The 786-nt window shown below is 45.9% G+C and carries 2 protein-coding genes; both read right to left on the reverse strand.

What is annotated here, in order from left to right:
* Positions 1-319, reverse strand: a 319-nt coding sequence (locus tag HT708_RS11435; RefSeq protein ID WP_172926409.1) for a hypothetical protein, incomplete at its 3' end; no start/stop codon positions are given.
* A 6-nt stretch (positions 320-325) separates the two neighbouring features.
* The gene (locus HT708_RS11440; RefSeq protein ID WP_172926410.1) at positions 326-784 is read right to left on the reverse strand and encodes a hypothetical protein; all 459 of its coding nucleotides are present in this window, start codon (positions 782-784) and stop codon (positions 326-328) included.
* Positions 785-786: the final 2 nt, after the last annotated feature.

A 786-nucleotide genomic window follows, 5' to 3' on the forward strand; every position in this document is an offset into this window, starting at 1 on the left:
ACGCTTTCGCTGCGTTATAGATTGCTACCAAGTCAAGGTTGGCAATCTGGTCTACACGTCCACCAACTTCTGTGATTTTACCAAGAAGAGCACCGTTTGCGTCCTCACCCATGCTGGTAATCTTGTCCGCGATTTCTTTCAGTGTGTCCAAATTCTCAGGCGTTCCTTCACCCAAGATTTCAGCCTTGACCTCTGATTTAGCTTGAGAGATTGCTTGGTTCATGTCAGACGTGCTGACTTTCGTTTTCAGCTCTTCGTTTACCTTTTTGTTATCTTCCCCCACTGCCTGCGCAAATGCTGTTAATTTTGTAGTATCCATTTTGTGTTACACCTTTCCTAAATTGTAATAAAAGAGTAGGTCTGGCAATTCCTGACCTACTAGGCTCTCGCTTACAGTTCTACCTGCAAGCTGTTTTTTTACTTCTTCTGCGATATCCAGCTCTTTTAAAGCATGGACTTCCTCTGTGACCAATTCTTTATCTGAGGCCACTATCTTGATATGGACAGATTTATCACTGGGGAAAACATAGCCTCCAGCCGTGATTTCCAAGCGATAACTCCCAATGGGCAAGATAGCGTCCAGATGAAAACTCACACCTTGACCGGTAACGGTTACCTGCTTCTTCCACTGGTAGCCCTCCTTGGTCAGACTGATCAGCGCCTCCTCCCCTTCCAGAGAGGAAATCACTTGGTAGTCTTCGTCTAAGAGGGCAAAACCAAAGGTGGAAGCCAAGTCCCCTTGCTTAATCAGGTGCCCACCGTCAATTTGCCGCAAATTGGTCATAT

Source organism: Streptococcus sp. 3613 (genome assembly GCF_013277375.1).
GTDB classification, from domain to species: Bacteria; Bacillota; Bacilli; order Lactobacillales; family Streptococcaceae; genus Streptococcus; species Streptococcus pseudopneumoniae.